A 13,386-nucleotide genomic window follows, 5' to 3' on the forward strand; every position below is an offset into this window, starting at 1 on the left:
CGACGATCTCCCCGCGAATGTGACGAAGGACTCAGGAAGATCGTTCCCCGCAGATCGGACGGGTTCAGTCGCGGGGTGCCAACGCCCTCCAGGTCACGGTGACTTCCCCCTGACGCCAGCGCGCCGGGCCGTCGGTGACCGGCCAGTCCGCCGTCAGCCGGCGGACGGCGCGTATCCAGCGCTGGCGCGAGCCGTACGAGGCGTAGGGTGCGGCGGCGGCCCAGGCGCGGTCGAAGTCGCGCAGGAAGGTATGCACCGGTTCACCTGGGACGTTGCGGTGGATGAGCGCCTTCGGCAGCCGTTCGGCCAGGTCGGACGGGCGGTCCAGCGAGCCGAGCCGGGTCGCGAACGTGACCGTGCGCGGGCCCTCGGGGCCGAGCGCGACCCAGACATGGCGGCGTCCGATCTCGTCGCACGTCCCTTCGACGAGCAGCCCGCCGCGGAAGCCGGCCCCGGGGTCGGCGGGGGCGAGCCGGGCGCGCAGCCGCTCCCATACGGCGGCGACCTCGCGCTCCTCGTACTGCCGCAGGACGTTCGCGGCACGGATGAGGGCCGGGCGGCCCTGCACGGGCACCTCGAAGCCGCCGTGCCGGAAGACCAGGCCCTCCCGGGCGTACGGCTGCGCGGCCGCGACCCGTACGGGCTCTATCTCCACGCCCACCACCCGGGTCCGCGGTGCCGCGGCGCGCAGCCGGTGCAGCAGCTCGACCGCGGTCCACGGCGCGGCGCCGTACCCGAGGTCGACGGCCACGGGGTCCGCCACGCGGCGGAGCTCTGCACCGTGGACCGCTGCGATCCAGCGGTCCATCCGGCGCAGCCGGTTCGGATTGGTGGTCCCGCGCGTCACCGTACCCACGGGGCGGGACGCGGCGCGGGTTGACATGCGTACGAGGGTAAGCGGCCCGGGCGGTGGGGCGGCCGGCCTGTGGACAACTCCTCGAGCGGTCTGTGGACAACCTCTGGACGGGGCCGGCGCGCCGCATCGGGCGGCGATCCGACGGGGTCCGCGGCGAGAGGTGATCGCGTCGCGCAGGGCCGACGCGCGGATCCCGCCACGCCGACCAGCCTCGAACGGTTGAGCGACGATAGGTAATGATTGGGCAAAGCCATCCGTGCTGGAAATGGAGCGTCGTCCTCCGGCGTTCGCACCTTGGAGGGGGTCCTGCGCCCTCCCTGAAGGCATGCCCGGAACAAGGAGGAAACGCCACGTGAGCCAGTACATCAGCAGGCTCGGGCGTCGCTCCCCGACGGCTCCCCCGCGGCTGCGGCTGCCGCATCGCAGGCCGCGCCGCGTGGCCATGCTCTCCGTGCACACCTCGCCGCTCCATCAGCCCGGCACGGGCGACGCCGGCGGCATGAACGTCTACATCGTGGAACTGGCGCAGCGTCTGGCGGAGATCAACATCGAGGTCGAGGTCTTCACCCGGGCCACCACGGCCGCCCTCCCGCCGGTCGTCGAGCTCGCCCCGGGCGTCCTCGTCCGGCACATCGACGCCGGACCCTACGAAGGGCTCGCCAAGGAGGAGCTCCCCGCCCAGCTCTGCGCCTTCACCCACGGCGTGATGCAGGCCTGGGCAGGCCACCGCCCCGGTTACTACGACCTCGTGCACTCCCACTACTGGCTCTCCGGCCATGTCGGCTGGCTCGCCGCCCAGCGCTGGGGCGCCCCCCTGGTGCACGCCATGCACACCATGGCCAAGGTCAAGAACGCCTCGCTCGCCGAGGGCGACACCCCCGAGCCCGCCGCCCGGGTCATCGGCGAGACCCAGATCGTCTCCGCCGCCGACCGGCTCATCGCCAATACCGCCGAAGAGGCCGCCGAACTCGTACGGCACTATGCGGCCGACGCCGGCAAGGTGGCCGTCGTCCATCCGGGGGTGAACCTGGAGCGGTTCTGCCCGGCGGACGGGCGCGCCGCCGCCCGGGCCCGGCTCGGTCTGCCACAGGATGCGCTGATCCCCCTCTTCGCGGGTCGCATTCAGCCCCTCAAGGCGCCCGACGTGCTGCTGCGCGCCGTCGCCCTCCTGCTCGACGAGTGCCCCGAGCTGCGCTCCCGCATCGTGGTGCCGGTCGTGGGCGGCCCGAGCGGCAGCGGCCTCGCCAAGCCGGAGGGGCTGCAGAAGCTCGCAGCCCGCCTGGGCATCGCCGATGTCGTGCACTTCCGGCCGCCCGTCGACCAGGCGCGGCTCGCCGACTGGTTCCGTGCCGCGTCCGTTCTGGTCATGCCGTCGTACAGCGAGTCCTTCGGGCTTGTGGCCATCGAGGCGCAGGCGGCCGGTACGCCGGTGATCGCCGCCTCGGTCGGCGGACTGCCCGTCGCCGTCCAGGACGGACGGACAGGATTCCTCGTGCCGGGACACGACCCCGCCGCCTACGCGCGCGTGCTGCGCGAGTTCGCCGCCAACCCGCATCTCTGCGCCGGCATGGGCGAGGCCGCGGCCCGGCACGCCAAGTCGTTCGGCTGGGACACGGCGGCCTCGACCACGGCCGGCGTCTACGCGGAGGCGATGCAGGCGCACCGGCGCCGGGCGTGAGCGCCGCGGCCGACCCCGTCACGTACGCTGCCCGCATGTCCGATGAACAGCAGGCGGCACAGGTCATCGAAGGGGCGCTCGAGGACGCCGAACTGGAGTGGGAGAGCCCGCAGACGGGCTCGTACGTCGTGAAACTCCCCGGGACGCGCAAGCTGTCGACGACCGTGTCGCTGATCGTCGGCAGGCACTCCCTCTCTCTCAACGCCTTTGTGATCCGGCACCCCGACGAGAACGAGCCGGCCGTGCATCGCTGGCTGCTCGAGCGCAATCTCAAGCTGTACGGGGTGGGTTACGCCGTCGACCCGCTCGGCGACATCTATCTGACCGGCCGGCTCCCGCTGGACGCCGTTACCGCGGACGAGGTGGACCGGCTGCTCGGGTCGGTGCTCGAGGCGGCGGACGGCAGTTTCAACACCCTGCTGGAGCTCGGTTTCGCGTCCGCGATCCGCAAGGAGTACGCCTGGCGGGTGTCGCGCGGCGAGTCGACCCGCAATCTGGCGGCGTTCAGTCACTTGACCGAGCGCTCCGAAAGCTGACGCTTCGGTCCGTACCAATCAACCGCTGCACAACTCTTTCCCCGCCCAGGGGCGCCGTGGCATGCTCACCGCCAACGCAGACATGAACAGCGTTCACATCCATGGAAATTCACGTCTCGGAGTCCTCGGAGTCCTCGACATCCTTGGAAGGCGGTTCGGACATGGGCATGGGGCACGCGGACATCACCCGACGGAGCCTGCTCGGCAGCGCCATCGCCGTGGCGGCCGTCGCCGTGACCGGAACGCCGGCGACGGCCGCCGCCACCACTCGCGACAAGGGGGAAGTGCCCCTCCTATGGCGCGAGTTCGTCCGAACCCCCTTCACCCATCCGCAGATCCCGTACATCGGCCGGGCCGGCTACGGCCGTGGCGCCACCCGCTTCCCGCGCCGTCGTGTGGTGGCCGATGTGACCGCGTACGGAGCCGTGCCGGACGGCGCCACCGACTGCGCCCCCGCGATCAACCGTGCCGTCGCCGACGCCGGGAGGGCCGGGGGCGGCACGGTGCTGATCCCGCCGGGTACGTACCGCATCGACGATCTGATCCGCATCGGACACGACAACGTCGTCCTCAAGGGTGCGGGCAGCGGACGTACGACGCTGTACGCGACGAGGAACCTCACCGAGCTGATCGGTGTCTACGGCTCGCGGTACGGCGGCGACAAGTCCTCCTGGTCTTGGGCGGGGGGCCTCATCTGGCTGGCACCGAAGGCGCGTTGGGACTCCCTGGTCACGGCGATCCGGGACCGGGCGTGGCCGTTCGAGGGCTGGACGGGCAACAAGCGCGACGAATGGGAGACGCTGACCACGGTGTCCCCGGCCCAGCAGGGCTCCTGGACGGTGACGGTCGCCGACGCCCGGCGGCTGAGGCCGGGGCAACTCGTCCTGCTGCGCCTCGCGGACGACGCCGGGCACACCCTCCTGGAGCACATGTCCGGAGGCGGCCCTGGCCCCGAGGCGTACTACTGGGACGACAAGACGAAGCTGACCTCGTACGTCCCCTACGAGTGGCCCGTGCGCATCGCGCGCGTGGCGGGCCGGAAGGTCACGTTCGAGCGACCCCTTCCGCTGGACGTGCGCCCGGAGTGGGATCCGCGTCTGACGACACACGTACCCGCGCTGACCGGCGCGGGAGTGGAGGGCCTGACCCTCCAGGCGGTCCGGACCCCGCAGTCCCCGCACCTGCTGGACAAGGGCTACAACGGGGTCGCGTTCCAGTGCACCTACGACTGCTGGGCGGACGACGTCGTGGTGCGTGACGTCGACAACGGCTTCGGCCTGGTCGCCGCCTCCTCCTGCACGCTGCGCCGCACCCGGGTGGCCGGCCGGGGCTCGCACCACCCGTACTTCTGCCGGGAGGGCTCGCACGACAACCTGATCGAGGACTTCACCGTCGAGGAGCGCACGGTGCCTGCCCCACCGAACACCCAGCTCCACGGCATCAATGTGGAGGGGCTGTCCTCCTACAACGTCTGGTCGCGCGGCGAGATGCAGATGGGCACCTTCGACTCGCACCGCGGGCTGCCCTTCGCGAACGTCCGGACGGACATCACGGTGAACAACAACGGCCGTCACGGCGGGGACGCGTCCGCGGGTCCCCTCTTCGGCGCCCGCTTCACCCATTGGAACGTTCGTGTGACGAACGGACGTGCGGGACTGATGAGGATCGACGGCCTGGCGCCGTACTCGGCCACCGTGGGGCTGAACGAGGTCACGGAGTTCGACCAGATCGACGTCCCCGACTTCGCGGGCGATCTGCACGCGCGTCTGGAGCTGTACGGGACGACGGACACCGTGCGTCCGCGCAACCTCTACGAGGCGCAGCGGGAGTTGTAGCCCGTCACCCGCCCTGCGCCGGGCGGGGCGGTCGATCGGGAGGGACAGCCGGCGGTCGTGCTGCCCACGGGGCAGCCGGCCGCCGCGCATCGGTGTGTGCGGTCCGCGCAGACCCGCCCGGAGGGTCTCGGCGACGACACCCGGATCCTCTTCCGCGGCGAACGGTGCCACGGCCGGGCGCGGTTCGCCGAAAGCGGCGCGCAGCGGGGCGGGCGCCCCGGCCGTCGCGAACGGCAGGTCCATGGCAAGTGGCCGTAGAGGACCGACCGGCGGTATTCGATCTCGGCGGCGAGGCGGCGAGGCGGCGCGTGGTCACCGCGTCCCCGCCCTCGGCCTCCGCGAGTTCCCGTGCGGCCGTGACGACGAGCGGCTTTCGTTCAGCTCGTTCGCGCTCACGGTGCGTCCGGGCCCTGCGCGACCGCACTTCCACACCCGCTCGGCCGAGATGTTCTACATCCTCGACGGCACGGCCCAGCTGCTCTCCGGCGACCGGGTCGTCACGGCGGAGCAGGGCGATCTGGTCGTCGTGCCTCCGGGGGCCGCGCACGCCTTCGCCGCCGCGCCCGGACAGGACTCCGACATCCTGATCGTGATCACTCCGGGTGTCGAGCGCTTCGAGTACTTCCGCCATCTGGAGCGCGTCGGCCTCGGGAAGGTGCCGCCGGAGACGCTCCTCGAAGTACAGGAGCTCTACGACAACCACTTCCTGGCGAGTGAGGCCTGGGAGGGGCGCCGGGACTGAGCTGACGTGCCGGGACGGGGGCGCCCGCTCAGGCCGTGCTGGCCTCCGCCTCGGGCGCTCCCACCCGGGCCCCCGTCGTCGTCGCCTCCGCGGGCAGTCGGCGCATCAGCGCCGCGTACCCGGCCGCCGCGCCCGTGCCGACCACCGCGCACAGCCCCCACAGCCACTCGGCGCCGAACCGGTCGATGACGACACCGGACATCAGCGGGGCGACCAGGGCCGCCACCGCCCAGGACAAGGTGTACATGCCCTGGTAGCGGCCGCGCCCGTGCACGGGGGAGAGGCGGACCACGAGGCCGGTCTGGGTGGGGGCGTTGACGATCTCAGCCAGGGTCCACACACAGACCGTCAGCATGAAGACGCCGACCGAGCCTGCGAAGGCGGTGAGCCCGAAGCCGTACCCCGCCAGCATGGAGGAGGCCACCAGCAACCGGCGCGGGTCGCGGTGCTCGATGAAACGGGTGACCGGGATCTGCAGCGCGACGATCAGCGCGCCGTTGACGGCGATGGCCATGCCGTAGTCCGCGGGTGTGAAACCGGCCCGGCCCATCGCCACCGGCAGGCCCACCGCCCCCTGCTGGAAGACGACCGCGACGAGGAAGGACAGCCCGACCACGCTCATGAAGCGCCCGTCGCGCAGGACGGCCGCCAGCCCCACGTCCTTGCCCGCCGCCTCCTTGGCGGTGACCACGGGCCGCGACTCGGGGAGCTTGGCGAACACCACGATCGCGCAGATCATCGTCATCCCCGCCTCGATCAGGAACCCGGCGAGGTAGCTGAACTCGGCGATGAACCCCGCGGTCATGGAGGAGACGGCGAAGCCCAGGTTGATCGCCCAGTAGTTGAGGGAGAAGGCGCGGACCCGGTCCTCGGGCCGGACGATGTCCGCCATCATCGCCTGCACGGCTGGACGGGACGCGTTGCTCGCCATACCGACCAGGAAGGCCACGGCGGCGATCGCGACGGGGTCGTGCATGAAGCCGAGCAGGGCCACGGAGACGGCCGTGGACAACTGGGCGACGAGGAGGGTCGGCCGCCGGCCGAGCCGGTCCGTCATCACGCCCGAGCCGACGGAGGAGACCACTCCTCCCAGTCCGTGCAGCGAGGCGACGAGTCCGGCGTAGGACGCGGAGTAGCCGCGGTCCAGGGTGAGGTAGAGCGCCATGAACGTGGCGACGAAGGCGCCCAGCCGGTTGACGAGCGTGCTGATCCACAGCCACCAGAACGCGCGGGGAAGGCCGGAGACCGTCTCGCGGGCGGCACGTCTGACGGCGGCGAGCGGCATGAGAGGTCCCCCATGGATGTAAGCGGTACGAGCGGTGAGCACAACTTACGAGTGTGCAGGCCGGAGGGGCTACTCGATTAACAGATGCCGTCAACTGGCGGACGCCCGAGAGGACGGCCGTCCGCCTGGCGACCGGATGCGCAAGCGGTCGAAGGCTTCGATTACGCTCGGGGCCATGGCCGACGCACCGTACAAGCTGATCCTCCTCCGCCACGGCGAGAGCGAGTGGAACGCGAAGAACCTGTTCACCGGCTGGGTGGACGTGAACCTGAACGAGAAGGGCGAGAAGGAGGCGGTCCGCGGCGGTGAGCTGCTGAAGGACGCCGGCCTGCTCCCCGACGTGGTCCACACCTCCGTCCAGAAGCGCGCGATCCGCACCGCGCAGCTCGCGCTGGAGGCGGCCGACCGCCACTGGATCCCGGTCCACCGCAGCTGGCGTCTGAACGAGCGCCACTACGGTGCCCTGCAGGGCAAGGACAAGGCCCAGACGCTGGAGGAGTTCGGCGAGGAGCAGTTCATGCTGTGGCGCCGCTCCTACGACGTGCCGCCGCCGCCGCTCGAGGACGGGGCCGAGTTCTCCCAGTCGGACGACGCGCGTTACGCGTCGATCCCGCCGGAGCTGCGCCCGAAGACGGAGTGCCTGAAGGACGTCGTCTTCCGCATGCTCCCCTACTGGTACGACGGCATCGTCCCCGACCTGCTGACCGGCCGCACGGTCCTGGTCGCGGCCCACGGCAACAGCCTGCGCGCCCTGGTCAAGCACCTGGACGGCATCTCGGACGCCGACATCGCGGGGCTGAACATCCCGACGGGCATTCCGCTCTACTACGAGCTCGACGCCGACTTCAAGCCGCTCAACCCCGGCGGCAAGTACCTCGACCCGGACGCGGCCGCGGCGGCGATCGAGGCGGTCAAGAACCAGGGCAAAAAGAAGTAGGGATTGTGATCATGCCCCTGAGCTGCGTAGGCGGCGCGACTCAGGGGCATTTTCACGGCCTGGGCCTTCTCTGGGCCCTCAGGCCCCCGGGTCCTGCGGCCGGAGCGCTCGCCCGAGAGCCTTCCGAGCTCGGTCCCGGCTGCTCGGCATGAGGTGCGCGTACACCTTCAACGTCAGCCCCGGATCGGAGTGCCCGAGGTACTCAGCGAGGGCTTTGATGCTCTCTCCGGCGTCCAGGAGGACGGACGTGTAGAAGTGCCGCAGGGCGTGCATCCCGTGCTCGCGGGCGGCGGCGGTCGTCGTTCTCTATGGGGCCAAGAGCGGGGTGACCCCCTCGCGCAAGGCCGTCATCACGCAGAACACCGCAGGTGTGCCCGACAGCGCCGAGACCGACGACGGCTTCGGGTCCTCGGTCGCGTACGCCGACCTCAACAACGACGGCTACAGCGAACTGATCGTCACAGCGCCCGGCGAAGACGTGGGGACCGCCAAGGAGGCGGGCAACGTCACTGTCCTGTGGGGCGGCAAGAGCGGGCTGTCCGCGGCGAGCACGCTGCCGGTGCCGCGGGTCGCGCACGGTCGGTACGGCCTGGACGTCGCCGCCGTACGTGACAAGGGCGGGGCGCGCGTACTGGTCGGCGGGTACGACGGATCCGTGGAGTTCAGCGGCACCTTCACCCGCACCGGTGCGGTCGGGGCGAAGACGGTGAACCAGTCGACGCCCTCCTTCGCCGTCGTCGACCTCGCGGACCTCAACCGTGACGGACGGGCGGACCGGATCGTCACCTCGGTCCGCATCGGCGGCCACACCGGCGGACTCCTGTACGTCAACCCCGGATCCAGCGCCACCCCGCTGCCCGCCGACGGCACCACGACCGCCGTCGGGGACGTCAACGGCGACGGCTACAACGACCTCGTGGTCGGCGACCCCGACGAGCCGGCCGGCGCCTCCGACGGCCACAAGGGCGGGCAGATCACCCTCTGGTTCGGGGGCAAGAACGGGCTCGCGGTCACGCCGGTTCGCATCAGCCAGGACACCCCCGGCGTCGCCGGCACGGCGGCCAAGCACAATGCCTTCGGCACCGCCGTCGCCGTCACCGACCTGAACAAGGACGGCCTCGGCGACTTCGTCGTCGGCGTCCCCGGCCAGACGCAGAACAACAAGGCGCGCGCCGGCGTCGTGGTCGTCGTCCCCGGCAAGAAGACGGGAACGCCGGGCGCCGGCTCGTACCAGCTCTCGCAGGAGACCGTGTCCGTGCCCGGGACATCGGCCGAGGGTGATGCGTTCGGCGCCACGCTCGCCGTCGGGGACGTCAACAAGGACGGCCACCCCGACCTGATCGTCGGCGCCGAGGGCGAGGACAACTACCGAGGGGCGGTCTGGATCCTGCGCGGCACCTCCACCCGGCCGACCGGAACGGGCAGCGTGGAGCTGATCGCCTCGAAGCTCGGAGTGGGCGGGGACTACCCCCGGATCGGCGGCTTCCAGCCGGAGTGAACTTCGCGCAGGACCGCCGCGGCCCCTCTCCGGTACGCCTGAGCGGCCCGGAGGCGGCCCCAGCACTGCATCAAGCCCCCTACCAGCGGAGAACCCGCAGGCAGGGGGCTTGATCTGTACCGCTTACTTCTTCTTGCCCTGGATCTGGCGGGCCCATACTTTTGACCAGGTCAGCGGGACATAGACTCCCGCTGACCTGCGGTCGGGCGGTCGTTACTGGTCGTTGTTGGCCGTTGCTTGTCACTCTCGGAGGGCCCAGAGAGGGCCCGGCGATGTCGCCCCCAAGTCCTCACGCAAGAGGAGCAGCCCCCCTTCGCTCGCCGTGGCGTAAGAAGGGCCCGCCTCTCGACAGGCGCTTCCGAAGCGGTAAGCGGAAACTCGGTGACGGCTTACACCACACTCGCTTTCGAGGTCTGTTCGTGGTCAGGGTCCGTACCGGGGCGTTCGTAGCCGTTCACGGCCGGTCTGAACATCGCTCCACAAGGCGCGGAGTACGGCTATGCACGGCGCCGTACGGTCATGAACGAGACGGAAACTGAGACGGGATCGGCTGGATTTGCGGACCCCGAGCGGCTACGGCTCGCCTGTCGATCCGCCAAGGAACGCGTCGCCGCGTCCCATCCGCTGCACCAGCGGGACAATAGCGGCGACGACGCCGGCGACCGTTCCGATAGGCCCCGCAAGACCCGGGAACGCCAGCACCAACGCCACTACGGCAAGCCTGATTGCAGAGACGCCGGCCACGAGGAGCCCCTCCCTGCTCTCCATGGAGGACCGCGCCCGGCGAGTCCCGCTGGGTTACCCAGTGCGGTCAGTGTCTTTGCCTACTTTGGACGCCATGCTCAGACTCGGAGTCCTCACGGTCGCGACAACGGCCGTCGCGACGGTCGTCGCCCTTCCCGGCCCCGCCTACGCCAAGCAGTTCGTCGCCTGTAGTTCCACAGCTCTCCGCAACGCCATCACCCAGGCCAACAACACCCCCGGCCCGGCGATCCTCCACCTCTCCAGAGGCTGCACCTACACGCTCACGGCCGCCGACAACCCTGGCAACGGCCTCCCGATCGTCACCAGCGAGATCACCGTCCTCGGCAACAACAGCAACATCCGCCGCCAGTCCGCGACCGGCTTCCGCCTTCTCGAGGTCGGACCAACCGGCAATCTCACGCTCAACGACCTCACCCTTCGCGACGGCCGATCCGACTCCAGCGGCGGCGGAGCCATCCTCAACCGCGGCGGTACGCTCAGCCTCAACACCGTCGAACTGACCCGGAACGTCTCGGACGCGGCAGGCGTGGGCGGGGCCGTCAACAACGCAGGCGGCACGCTCATTGCCCGCAACAGCACCGTGAGCTTCAACATCTCCACGAATAACGGCGGCGGCATCTCCTCGCAAGGCACCGCGAACCTCTCCAACACCACCATCACCGGCAACACCGCCCGCGACAGCGCCGGCGGGATGGACGCCCGCGGCAACCTGACCCTCAGCAAGAGCCGGGTCACCGACAACTCCTCGGGCCAGGACGCTGGCGGCCTCCTCGCGTTCGACGTCACGGGCACGGTCTGGGCGACCCTCGTCCGCGGCAACACCAGCGCCGACTCCGGCCAGGCCGGCGGAGGCATCAACAGCAGGGGCAGCATGCTGACCCTCGAGCGGACCACCGTCTTCGCCAACCGCGCCATCGAAGGGCAGGGCGGCGGAATCGCCGCTGACGCGGGTTCGAGCCTCACGATCCGGAACAGCTCGGTGACCAACAACTTCGCCGACGATGAACCGGGCGGCATCTTCAACAACGGCGGCACCGTCTCGCTGACCGCGACTCCGGTCGTGGACAACTTCCGGACCAACTGCGCTCCCAGCGTGGTCCCCGGCTGCACGAACTGACCGCCGCCCTGACGCCACCCGGAATACCCCGTGGCTCCCCGCCCAAGGCGCAGTTGTGGCACGGGGAAAATCTGATCCGTGTATCGGGGCAACGGAAGGAGACGTCATGGACGTGGACGAGCTTCTGCAGCGCCACGGCGTCGACACCGCCCGACTCGAACCCGCGCCACTTTCCCCCTCATGGAGGGAAATGCGGGACCACCTCGCACTCCTGGCCGGATGCGCGATCTGCGGCGACACGTGCCTCAGTGCCTGGGTGGTCGACGCGGGGCGTGGGCCTCGGTGGGTCGGTCTCTGCCGAGGCCACACGCCGAGCGTACTGTCCGAACTGGCCGCGCCGACCGTGCTCGGCAAGACGGGTGCCGTTCATGGATGACGCCGGCCGCTACCGCCTCACCCTGTTTCTGGACGACCGCCGGGTGATGGACGGCTGGTGGGCGCGCGAGGCCACGGGCCGCAAGAAGTTCTCCGCGACAGTCGGCGACTACGGGCGCGACGGGGCGCGTATCACCTTCGTGGACACCGAAACAGACGAGGAGTTGGCCATCTGGCCGAAACCTGAGGCCAGCTCCACGCCGTAGATCAAGCCGAGGCCAGCTCCGGATGCCTGGCCGCCTTCTTCACGTCCGCCTCAACGTCGTTGCGGGCCTGGCCCTCATCCTTGGCGTACGTCGTGATCGCCGCTTGGACGTCGGCCGCTCGATCACGCCAGGCGTGCCACGCCTCCTCGTACGCCTCGGTCTGCTGCTCGGTCCAAGGCTTCACGCTCGGGGGCCCGTACTCGTCCCGGAGCTGCGCGACCTGCGCTTGTGCCTGATCGGCGACGCGTTCCATCTCCACAAGATCGTCAAAGGTGTGTGCCACGCATGGACCCTACGTCCGAGGTATGACAACGCCCCCGCCTCGCAGGAGACGGGGCAGGGCAGGTACGCCAGTTGGCCTTACCGCGCATTCGACGGAGGTACGGAGCGCCGATTGGATCCCCAGTCGCAGCCCTGCATCACCGCCGTAGTGACCTTGCCCTTAAAGCCTGCTGCCGGCGTCAGCCGGTCCTTACACCAGCGATAGACGTCGTCCGCCATGCCGGTCGGGCCCTCCCCACGCCTGGCGAGAGCGGCAGCAAAGTCGTAGCCGCGCTCATATTGGGCGTACGCAATCGAGCCGGGCTCGTACGGGTTCCCATAGATGATCGGGGGCGACGGTTCGGAGGCACCGCCTCGACTGATGAACGGGGCGATCAGCAGCGCAATGGGCAGGCCGACCAAGGCCAAGGCGATCAGCAGGCCCATCGTCGGGGACGTCCTTTTACCGACCACGTACGACAACAGCGCCAGCAGAATGACTACAACAACCGCCGGGAACAGGATGATCACTGCACCACCTGCCACAGGTCAGCCCCCCCGTCGCGGCTCGGCGGAGTCAGGCTACGCCGGCCCCGTCCTTGCCTCCGACCTTGGCCATGGGCGCCGGGACGACCACGTCCCGGTAGCCGTCGCCGTTGAAGTCCGCCGGTGCGGCGATCGGTTTCGCCGCGGCCTGACCGGATACGACTGTCGCGCCGGTCGCGGCGGCCACGGTCACCGCAACCGCCGCCGCAAGCCTGTCTCTTGTTCTCTTCCCCACCCTGATCCCCACCCTGATGGCCCCTCCAAGTGCACAGTGAGACGGCAGGGAGCGTAGAGGATCCAGGCGAACAAATGTGCCGCGGCCTGGGCTCCATGCTGCGCCTGGCTGAGTGGCGGTCTCCGTGAACACCGAAGGCGGGCGGCATACGTGTGACGAACCTCGGCGGCATGTTCGCCGGCGATCCGGCGTGGGACCTGGCGGGCGCATGGGTGGTACTTCCGGCGGGCGCCGCCTCAGGTTCTTCGACGTGTACGAGCATGCGGACGAGCCGGCGATCCGGCGCGCCCGCGACGGGCCGCCATGAAAGGCCTGTTCCTCATGCTCATGGGTTGGGAAAGCCTTCCCGCCGGCAGGACGACGTGGGCGCCCGCGGGCGGAGCGTCGGTCCCGGGCGACTCGCCGTTCGACCTTCGGTGAACGCTCGACCTGCCCGGAACCGGGCCGTCGCGGCGGGAATCCTCCCGCTCCTCGCGACACTGATGTGCGGGTACGGTGCGTGGTGCATGCTCGC

The 13,386-nt window shown here is 70.2% G+C and carries 14 protein-coding genes and 2 pseudogenes; 9 read left to right on the forward strand and 7 right to left on the reverse strand.

Annotated elements, in window-relative coordinates; translation table 11 throughout:
* Window positions 1-64: 64 nt before the first annotated feature.
* The gene (locus tag RCR19_RS19975; protein ID WP_331266371.1) at window positions 65-883 is read right to left on the reverse strand and encodes a class I SAM-dependent methyltransferase; all 819 of its coding nucleotides are present in this window, start codon (window positions 881-883) and stop codon (window positions 65-67) included.
* A 325-nt stretch (window positions 884-1,208) separates the two neighbouring features.
* Between RCR19_RS19975 and mshA the strand changes: the two genes are divergently transcribed.
* The 4 genes from mshA to RCR19_RS19995 all read left to right on the forward strand — a co-directional run bounded on the left by mshA (window position 1,209) and on the right by RCR19_RS19995 (window position 5,647).
* Complete coding sequence (gene mshA / locus RCR19_RS19980) at window positions 1,209-2,534, forward strand: D-inositol-3-phosphate glycosyltransferase (RefSeq protein WP_331266372.1); 1,326 nt, start codon at window positions 1,209-1,211, stop codon at window positions 2,532-2,534.
* Between the two features lie 35 nt (window positions 2,535-2,569).
* The gene (locus tag RCR19_RS19985) at window positions 2,570-3,070 is read left to right on the forward strand and encodes a YbjN domain-containing protein (RefSeq protein WP_331266373.1); all 501 of its coding nucleotides are present in this window, start codon (window positions 2,570-2,572) and stop codon (window positions 3,068-3,070) included.
* Window positions 3,071-3,231: 161 nt separating this feature from the next.
* Complete coding sequence (locus tag RCR19_RS19990; RefSeq protein ID WP_331269495.1) at window positions 3,232-4,905, forward strand: glycoside hydrolase family 55 protein; 1,674 nt, start codon at window positions 3,232-3,234, stop codon at window positions 4,903-4,905.
* A gap of 241 nt (window positions 4,906-5,146) precedes the next feature.
* On the forward strand, window positions 5,147-5,647 hold the full coding sequence (locus RCR19_RS19995) for a cupin domain-containing protein (protein WP_331266374.1): 501 nt from the start codon (window positions 5,147-5,149) through the stop codon (window positions 5,645-5,647).
* 28 nt (window positions 5,648-5,675) lie between these two features.
* Here RCR19_RS19995 and RCR19_RS20000 read toward each other — a convergent pair whose 3' ends face one another.
* Complete coding sequence (locus RCR19_RS20000; protein ID WP_331266375.1) at window positions 5,676-6,932, reverse strand: MFS transporter; 1,257 nt, start codon at window positions 6,930-6,932, stop codon at window positions 5,676-5,678.
* A 175-nt stretch (window positions 6,933-7,107) separates the two neighbouring features.
* Between RCR19_RS20000 and RCR19_RS20005 the strand changes: the two genes are divergently transcribed.
* The gene (locus tag RCR19_RS20005; RefSeq protein WP_059126970.1) at window positions 7,108-7,869 is read left to right on the forward strand and encodes a phosphoglyceromutase; all 762 of its coding nucleotides are present in this window, start codon (window positions 7,108-7,110) and stop codon (window positions 7,867-7,869) included.
* 78 nt (window positions 7,870-7,947) lie between these two features.
* Here RCR19_RS20005 and RCR19_RS20010 read toward each other — a convergent pair.
* Window positions 7,948-8,160: pseudogene (locus RCR19_RS20010) on the reverse strand (tyrosine-type recombinase/integrase); the annotation flags it as partial.
* Window positions 8,161-8,194: 34 nt separating this feature from the next.
* On the opposite strand from RCR19_RS20010, the gene RCR19_RS20015 reads away from it, so the two are divergent.
* On the forward strand, window positions 8,195-9,367 hold the full coding sequence (locus RCR19_RS20015) for an FG-GAP repeat protein (protein WP_331266376.1): 1,173 nt from the start codon (window positions 8,195-8,197) through the stop codon (window positions 9,365-9,367).
* 573 nt (window positions 9,368-9,940) lie between these two features.
* On the opposite strand, the gene RCR19_RS20020 is transcribed toward RCR19_RS20015, so the two are convergent.
* A complete protein-coding gene (locus RCR19_RS20020; protein WP_331266377.1) occupies window positions 9,941-10,135 on the reverse strand; it encodes a hypothetical protein in 195 nt (64 codons plus the stop codon).
* A 70-nt stretch (window positions 10,136-10,205) separates the two neighbouring features.
* On the opposite strand from RCR19_RS20020, the gene RCR19_RS20025 reads away from it, so the two are divergent.
* Both RCR19_RS20025 and RCR19_RS20030 read left to right on the forward strand, forming a co-directional pair.
* Entirely contained in the window at window positions 10,206-11,249 is a 1,044-nt protein-coding gene (locus tag RCR19_RS20025; protein WP_331266378.1) for a right-handed parallel beta-helix repeat-containing protein, read from the forward strand.
* Between the two features lie 368 nt (window positions 11,250-11,617).
* Window positions 11,618-11,830 carry a hypothetical protein gene (locus tag RCR19_RS20030; protein ID WP_331266379.1) on the forward strand — a complete coding sequence of 71 codons (213 nt, stop codon included), beginning with the start codon at window positions 11,618-11,620 and terminating at the stop codon, window positions 11,828-11,830.
* A 1-nt stretch (window position 11,831) separates the two neighbouring features.
* Here the strand turns inward: RCR19_RS20030 and RCR19_RS20035 are convergent, their stop codons facing one another.
* The 3 genes from RCR19_RS20035 to RCR19_RS20045 form a co-directional block, all read right to left on the reverse strand.
* A complete protein-coding gene (locus RCR19_RS20035; protein ID WP_331266380.1) occupies window positions 11,832-12,113 on the reverse strand; it encodes a hypothetical protein in 282 nt (93 codons plus the stop codon).
* Between the two features lie 77 nt (window positions 12,114-12,190).
* Window positions 12,191-12,622 carry a hypothetical protein gene (locus tag RCR19_RS20040; protein WP_331266381.1) on the reverse strand — a complete coding sequence of 144 codons (432 nt, stop codon included), beginning with the start codon at window positions 12,620-12,622 and terminating at the stop codon, window positions 12,191-12,193.
* A 46-nt stretch (window positions 12,623-12,668) separates the two neighbouring features.
* Window positions 12,669-12,872 (reverse strand): hypothetical protein, encoded by a 204-nt coding sequence (locus tag RCR19_RS20045; RefSeq protein WP_331266382.1) that lies wholly within the window; start codon window positions 12,870-12,872, stop codon window positions 12,669-12,671.
* A 164-nt stretch (window positions 12,873-13,036) separates the two neighbouring features.
* On the opposite strand from RCR19_RS20045, the pseudogene RCR19_RS20050 reads away from it, so the two are divergent.
* Window positions 13,037-13,292: pseudogene (locus tag RCR19_RS20050) on the forward strand (hypothetical protein); the annotation flags it as partial.
* Between the last annotated feature and the right edge of the window lie 94 nt (window positions 13,293-13,386).

Origin of the sequence: Streptomyces sp. WAC07094 (assembly GCF_036320405.1) — a bacterium.
GTDB lineage: Bacteria > Actinomycetota > Actinomycetes > Streptomycetales > Streptomycetaceae > Streptomyces > Streptomyces lannensis.